Source organism: Agriterribacter sp., assembly GCF_035444585.1.
Classification (GTDB): domain Bacteria; phylum Bacteroidota; class Bacteroidia; order Chitinophagales; family Chitinophagaceae; genus Agriterribacter.
Map to the genome: position 1 here is coordinate 1 of NZ_DAOMOZ010000241.1, position 6,657 is coordinate 6,657.

Annotated in this window: 2 protein-coding genes and 2 pseudogenes; all 4 read left to right on the forward strand. The window is 45.6% G+C overall.

Annotated elements, in window-relative coordinates; genetic code table 11:
- A pseudogene (locus PLH26_RS18805) lies at window positions 1-1,264 on the forward strand (hypothetical protein); the annotation flags it as partial.
- 134 nt (window positions 1,265-1,398) lie between these two features.
- Window positions 1,399-3,330 (forward strand): right-handed parallel beta-helix repeat-containing protein, encoded by a 1,932-nt coding sequence (locus tag PLH26_RS18810; protein WP_324587569.1) that lies wholly within the window; start codon window positions 1,399-1,401, stop codon window positions 3,328-3,330.
- 82 nt (window positions 3,331-3,412) lie between these two features.
- On the forward strand, window positions 3,413-6,091 hold the full coding sequence (locus tag PLH26_RS18815) for a glycoside hydrolase family 38 N-terminal domain-containing protein (protein ID WP_324587570.1): 2,679 nt from the start codon (window positions 3,413-3,415) through the stop codon (window positions 6,089-6,091).
- 66 nt (window positions 6,092-6,157) lie between these two features.
- Window positions 6,158-6,657, forward strand: a pseudogene (locus PLH26_RS18820) (hypothetical protein); the annotation flags it as partial.

Sequence of the window (6,657 nt, forward strand, 5' to 3'; positions counted from 1 at the left end):
CCTGTACGACAGTACAATTGCTTATGCAAAGCAATTAGGATTTAAAGCGATCAGCTTATACGACCAGGGATTTCTGAGAGCCGACCGCGGAAATGAAGGATATATTGACGGTAAAAACTTTGATCGAAAACCTATTAAAATGTCATCGGGGAATTTATCACACAAAGCATTTTCTGATTTGGCAGCAAAGGAAGGCATTATTGTAGGACGCACTCCGATCACCAATTCGCTGGCGCCCGACACAAAAGATGCAAGCCCGGTTCCGAGCGACAGCCTTTGTTACCAGCAAAAGCGTTTGCTTGCGAAAACGATCGGTACTGCAGATACTGTCATCATCGTGAATGACCCTAAATATCTTGAAGAAATTGCCAGTTGGGAGGGGCACTGCGCTAACCTGAATATGATAAAGATCGGCAAAGAGCTGATTCATTATCTTGGCGTATCGGATGAACCGCCATACCGCTTACTGAATGTAAAACGGGGTTATTGGAAAACAACGCCCTCTGCCCACCAGGCTGGCGATACGGTTTATAAATTGCAGGTTACGGTCAATTATGGATACGACGGGATCATTCCCAATATGCAGTTGCAGGACGAAATTGCAAAATGGTATGCAGCCGTCTGCAGCATCAACGGGCTGGCATATTATGATTTTGACGGGCAGGAGTTTTTATTCAATAACGGGCATGGCTACTACTCTGCCAAACGGTTCTTCCATAAAATGTTTGACCATGCCAGGGAACTGGGCGTGCCTTATATCCGGTTTACCGGCGCTACTTTATCAGAAGGATCCTGGCATTACCAGAGTATCTGGAATGTTGGTGGAGGTAAAAACCTGTATGATGCAGATACCAGGGAATGGGGCAGCACCACCAGCCAGGGAAAGGATTTGAGAGATGTAACCTATAGCAATTTTTTCCCGGTAGGCATGGGCGGGAATTTTCCCATTACCGCCAAATCAACAGTAGAGCATTATGAGCATATACAGGCAATTTCGGTAGGTGTGGGCACTACATACAGTCTTCAGTTGAACCAGAAAGACGTGGAAAGCTGTCCGCTGAAGGAAGCCATCTTCAGCGTGATCCGCACCTGGGAAGATGCGCGCGCAGCCAATGCCTTTCCCCGTCGTATAAAAATGCAGTTAACAGATCCCAAAAGAAGCTGGAGATTAGAAGCGAAAGATGCCAACACATGGACATTGTATGAAATGATCAATGGCAGTAAGGCTAACCCGGTAATGCTCACAAGAGCAGCAGGGTATTAACAATACCGCGACTAAGCCTCATTTTCGGTTAGCTATCCATTCATGCATTCGCAGCGTACTTTGTCCAGTACAATAATTGTTGTATCCAAAATCATCCTGCTACGCAGAACGCCCAAATTAAAAGAAATAAACAAATGAAATTTTTACCCGCTTTATTTTTTACAATAATGAATGCCGTGGCATTTGCCCAGGGAAAAGAATACCACGTTTCGCCTGACGGGAGCGATACCGGCAATGGCTCAAAAGCCCATCCCTTTAAAACCATTATGACCGCTGCCAATGCAGCCATGCCAGGCGATGTGATCACAGTACATGAAGGTATCTACAGGGAACAGATAATCCCGCCCCGCGGGGGCAATTCAGATAAGGAACGGATCATCTACCAGGCAGCCAAAGGGGAGAATGTAATCATAAAGGGATCGGAAATAGTAAAAGGGTGGAAAAAGCTGGACTTTGATACCTGGGTATTGAAGCTGCCGGACAGCTTTTTTGGAAATTTCAATCCTTATAAAGAGTATATTCACGGCGACTGGTTTTGGCCCAAACCCAAAGACCGCAAATATTTACGAGGCGCAGTGTATATCAATGGTGGCTGGCTGATGGAAGCTGCCCAAAAAGAAGAGGTACTAAATAAAGCGGCAGATGCGGGAAATCCGCTTTGGTGTGCTGTGGCAGATAATGATAGCACTACTATCTGGGCACAATTTAAAAATGTTGATCCTAACAGCGAACTTGCAGAGATCAACGTTCGCCCGACTGTTTTTTATCCCGATAAGCCTTTTATAAATTTCATTACGGTGAGCGGCTTTACTATGGAGCAGGCCGCTACCAACTGGGCGCCACCCACTGCTGAACAGCACGGACTCATCGGCACACACTGGAGCCGTGGGTGGATCATTGAAAACAATATCATCCGTTACTCAAAATGCGTAGGTATAGCTTTAGGCAAATACGGCGATGCATTTGACAACAAAGAAACCGAATCTGCAAAAGGCTATGTAGGCACCATCAACAGGGCGCTTGCCTTTGGCTGGAACAAGGGTACCATTGGTGGTCATATGGTGCGCAACAACACCATCACCAACTGCGAACAGGCAGGTATCGTGGGCAGTATGGGCTGCGCCTTTAGTATCGTGGAAGGTAATGTGATCCGCGATATTCATACCCATCGCTTGTTTGACGGGGCCGAGCAGGCCGCCATCAAATTTCACGGGGCCGTAGATGTTGAGATCCGCAACAATCATATTTATCGCAGTAATCTGGGAATATGGCTCGACTGGATGGCTCAGGGCGCGCAGATTAAAAGCAACCTGATGCATGACAACGATAATGATATTTTCTTAGAAGTGAATCATGGGCCTATGTTGGTAAGTAATAATATTCTTTTGTCAAAAATCAACCTGCTGATGAACTCCGGGGGCGCTGCTTTTGTGCATAATATTTTTGGTGGAGGAATGACGGTCATCAACTATGACAGCCGGTTAACGCCCTATCACAAACCCCACTCTACATTTGTTGTCGCGTTACATGACAACCCGGGCGGCGATGTGCAGTTCGTTAATAATCTTTTTGTAAATGCCGGCAATGCCAGCCGCTACAGTAAGGCTTTACTGCCGGTAACCTTTGAGGGTAACGTATACACAAAGGGTACAATAAGAGCCGTTAGCGATAGCAATCAAATGCGCTTTGGAGAAATGGACGAGGATGCAAAAAACAAAATGAAAGAATATAAAGAACAGGCTGCTACCGAAAAGAATACATTGATTAAAAATGATTTCGACGGATCAGCAACTTTGCTGCAGCAGGACGGGGCTTTCTATATAGTAATAGCAATGGACAAAAAATGGGTTACAGAACAGCCCAGGAAATTAATAACTACGCAATCATTGCGCCGGGCTATCGTCCCCGGGCTGCCCTTTGAAAACCCCGATGGATCGCCGTTGCGTATTGATACCGATTATTTTGGCAGGAAAAGGAATGCGGACAATCCATCGCCAGGACCTTTTGAAATAACAAATAGCGGTAAACAAAAATGGAGGGTATATCCATTAAGAAGTCAGGAATAGTTAAACTGGTACTAAGTCAGGCCAATTATGTTTGCTATAAACTTTATTTTTCTATTTTTTGGAAGGCATAATTTATTTTACCATGAGGCACATAAGGATGATATTATTTCTTGTTGTATTGGTTGTGACAGCAGCGCATGCACAGCAGCCAAATGAAAAACAACAGGTAAATCCCAATGTGACCGATATATGGGTAGTATTCAAAACACATTTTGATTTAGGGTTTACCGATCTTCCGGAAAATGTGTTTAAACGATACCGGGAAGAAATGATGGACAATGCTTTGTCTGTTATTGAAAAAAACAGAACAGCAGCCAATGAAAAAAGTTTTGCATGGACGGTTTCCGGATGGCCATTACAAGCACAAATTTTAGGTCCGTTACAAACACCTGAACGAAAAGCAAGAATTGAAAAAGCTATTAAAGAAGGCACCATTGCAGTACATGCGCTGCCTTTTACTACGCATACAGAGTCGCTGGACTACGAGGACCTGGTACGTGGACTCGGCTATTCTTCTGCTGTGGCAAGAGCTTACTGCATCCCTTTACCCATTAGTGCAAAAATGACGGACGTGCCAGGTCACTCCTGGATAATGCCCACTTTATTAAAACATGCGGGAGTAGAATTTTTGCAATTGGGCTGCAATCCCGCCAGTCAATACCCCCGTTTCCCGGAATTATTCTGGTGGGAAGGACCTGATGGTTCAAAATTGCTCTGTAATTATACTTCTTTATATGGATCAGATATCAGGCCTACGGCAAGTTGGCCCTGCAAAAATTACCTGGCGATGCAAATGACGGGCGATAATCACGGGCCACCCACATCGGAGGAAATTGATAAACTGTTGGCTTATGCAGAAAAAGAATTACCGGGTATAAAAATTCATTTTGGCACACTGGATGATTTTGCTAAAGCGATATTTGCTGAGAAGCCGTCACTGCCCACGGTAAAAGGTGATTGCCCCGATACCTGGATACAGGGTCTGCAATCAAATCCGCAGGAAACAAAGCTGGCAAGGAATATCCGGCCAATGGAATCGGCATTGGATGGATTGCATACGCAATTAAAAGCCTGGGGAATACCTGTTGCACCGGTTGCCGATAAGCTGGCCAAAGCCTATGAGCAAAGTTTATTGTATGCCGAACATACCTGGGGCATGAATGCAGAATATGGGCCCCGCTACAGTTATGGCGATGCCTGGAAAAAATGGATGGATGAAGCAGCGGCTGAACCACTGCCGGAGAACGGCAATTATGCTGCGCTGAAAAACAGCAATGCCCACAACACTTCAATCGGGAGCAAACGGAAATGGCTTCGTTCTTACGAGGATAAACGACAATACATCCGTAACACAGGCGAGATCGTAAGCACAGCGTTGCACAGTGAGCTGGATGTACTGGCCGCTTCGGTTAACAAGAAGGGAAAACGGGTTGTTGTGTATAACCCGCTGCCCTGGAAAAGATCGGGGATGATTGAAAACCCGCTGGAAAAAGGAACCTTTTTTTATGCGGAGGATATAGCGCCATCCGGTTACAGCACTTATGCTGCAGATACATTAAAGCAAGGCAGTATCAGCAGCGATGAGCAACCTGTTTTCAGCACGCCTTATTATAAAGTTGTTTTTGATTTAACCAAAGGAGGTATTGCTTCCTTAATTGAAAGATCAACCGGCAGAGAACTCGTGGATTCCGGATCAGGCTATGCGCTGGGACAATTCCTGCACGAACGCTTCAGCTCCAATGAAGTGGATAAATGGTTCAATGCATACAGTCGCATTAAAGAGGGCTGGGGACTTAATGATCTGGGTAAGCCCGGAATGCCTAAGGCAGATCGTATACCTTATCTGGCTTTTACGCCTCAGTCATGGAAGATAAATGTAACCCATTCCTCCACTGCTGATATTGCTGTATTAACCGCCGTTGCTACAGGTGGATTTGCCAAAGGCTACACCTTAACATTTACTTTCCCCCGTAAGGCATCTTATGTAGATGTGCAGTGGACGGTGGATACCAAAATGGCCGACAAGCAACCGGAAGGCGGTTGGCTTTGTTTTCCGTTTAAAGTGAACCAGCCAACATTTACGGTTGGCCGTTTGGGTGGCCCCATCAATCCGGCGGAAGATATTATTGCCGGGACCAACCGGTATTTAATGGCCGTAAATCCCGGGGTTGCCATTACGCAGGCCGATCAGTCCGGTATAGCTATAGCACCCATTGATGCACCGTTGGTAAGCCTTGGCATACCGGGCCTGTGGAAATTTGATATGGATTATGTGCCCGCCATACCGTCGGTATTTGTGAACCTCTACAATAACATGTGGAATACGAATTTTCCTTTATGGCAGGATGGTTCCTGGAGCGAACGGGTGCGCGTATGGCCTGTGCCTGAAGGCTCACATACGGTTTCAAACTTATTACAAAACGCCTGGGAGGCGCGCCTGCCATTATTAACAGGCGTTGCAGAAGGAGAAGCCGGAAAATTACCCGCCGGTAATGCCGGTATTTCCATTTCCCGGAAAAATGTTTTAATAACTGCATTCGGCGATAATCCCGACGGGGAAGGAACGATCCTTCGTTTGTGGGAGCAGGCAGGCATTTCCGGAAAATGTGAAGTGAAATTTACAACGGGCGACCATGTGAAAGCCGTTGTGCCCATTGATCTGAGAGGAACAGTTACCGGTAAAAAAATAACAGTAACCAATGGCATTTTCTCCTTTAACCTGAATAAGTATGCTCCCGCTTCGTTTCAGCTTGTCTATTAGCGGGGAAATGAAGCGGCGCATATATATTATTCATCTGAAAAATTATATGTAGATAAACCGGCTTGTATGAATAAAAATCGAAGGTCTTTTAAGCAGGCACTTTTATTGCTGGCATTAACGATGAAATGCAGATTGCTTATTATTATTGTTTTTGTGTATACAGGGACGGCTGCCGCTCAAAGCAACCGCCGGCTTGCACAGGAAATCCTTACCGATAAAAAACTGGACATGGTCAGTCTGATGGCAGAACGTTTGCTGGCAAGTGGTTTCACGGCAGGAGATGGTTACCCGCAGGTTTGGATAAGAGACCTGAATACTTTTATTGAAACCTCCTGTAAAGTGTACAGTATTGACACGATCAGGAAAAACCTGCTTACATTTTATTACCTGCAGCAACCCAATGGTGAGATTGTGGATGGCTATGTATTGACAGGGCATGTAACCTGGGATGATCCCAATATTTATACTTCGGTTTTAGACCCGCTGCATGTAGGGTTTAAGAACACCGTGGAAACCGACCAGGAAACCTCCCTCATACAGGCATTCGGAAAATACATCAGCATAAC

What these genes read in the sequence shown, in the direction of transcription:
- PLH26_RS18810 (WP_324587569.1), top strand. Translation starts at nt 1,399, where the DNA reads ATGAAATTTTTACCCGCTTTATTTTTTACAATAATGAATGCCGTGGCA.
- PLH26_RS18815 (WP_324587570.1), top strand. Translation starts at nt 3,413, where the DNA reads ATGAGGCACATAAGGATGATATTATTTCTTGTTGTATTGGTTGTGACA.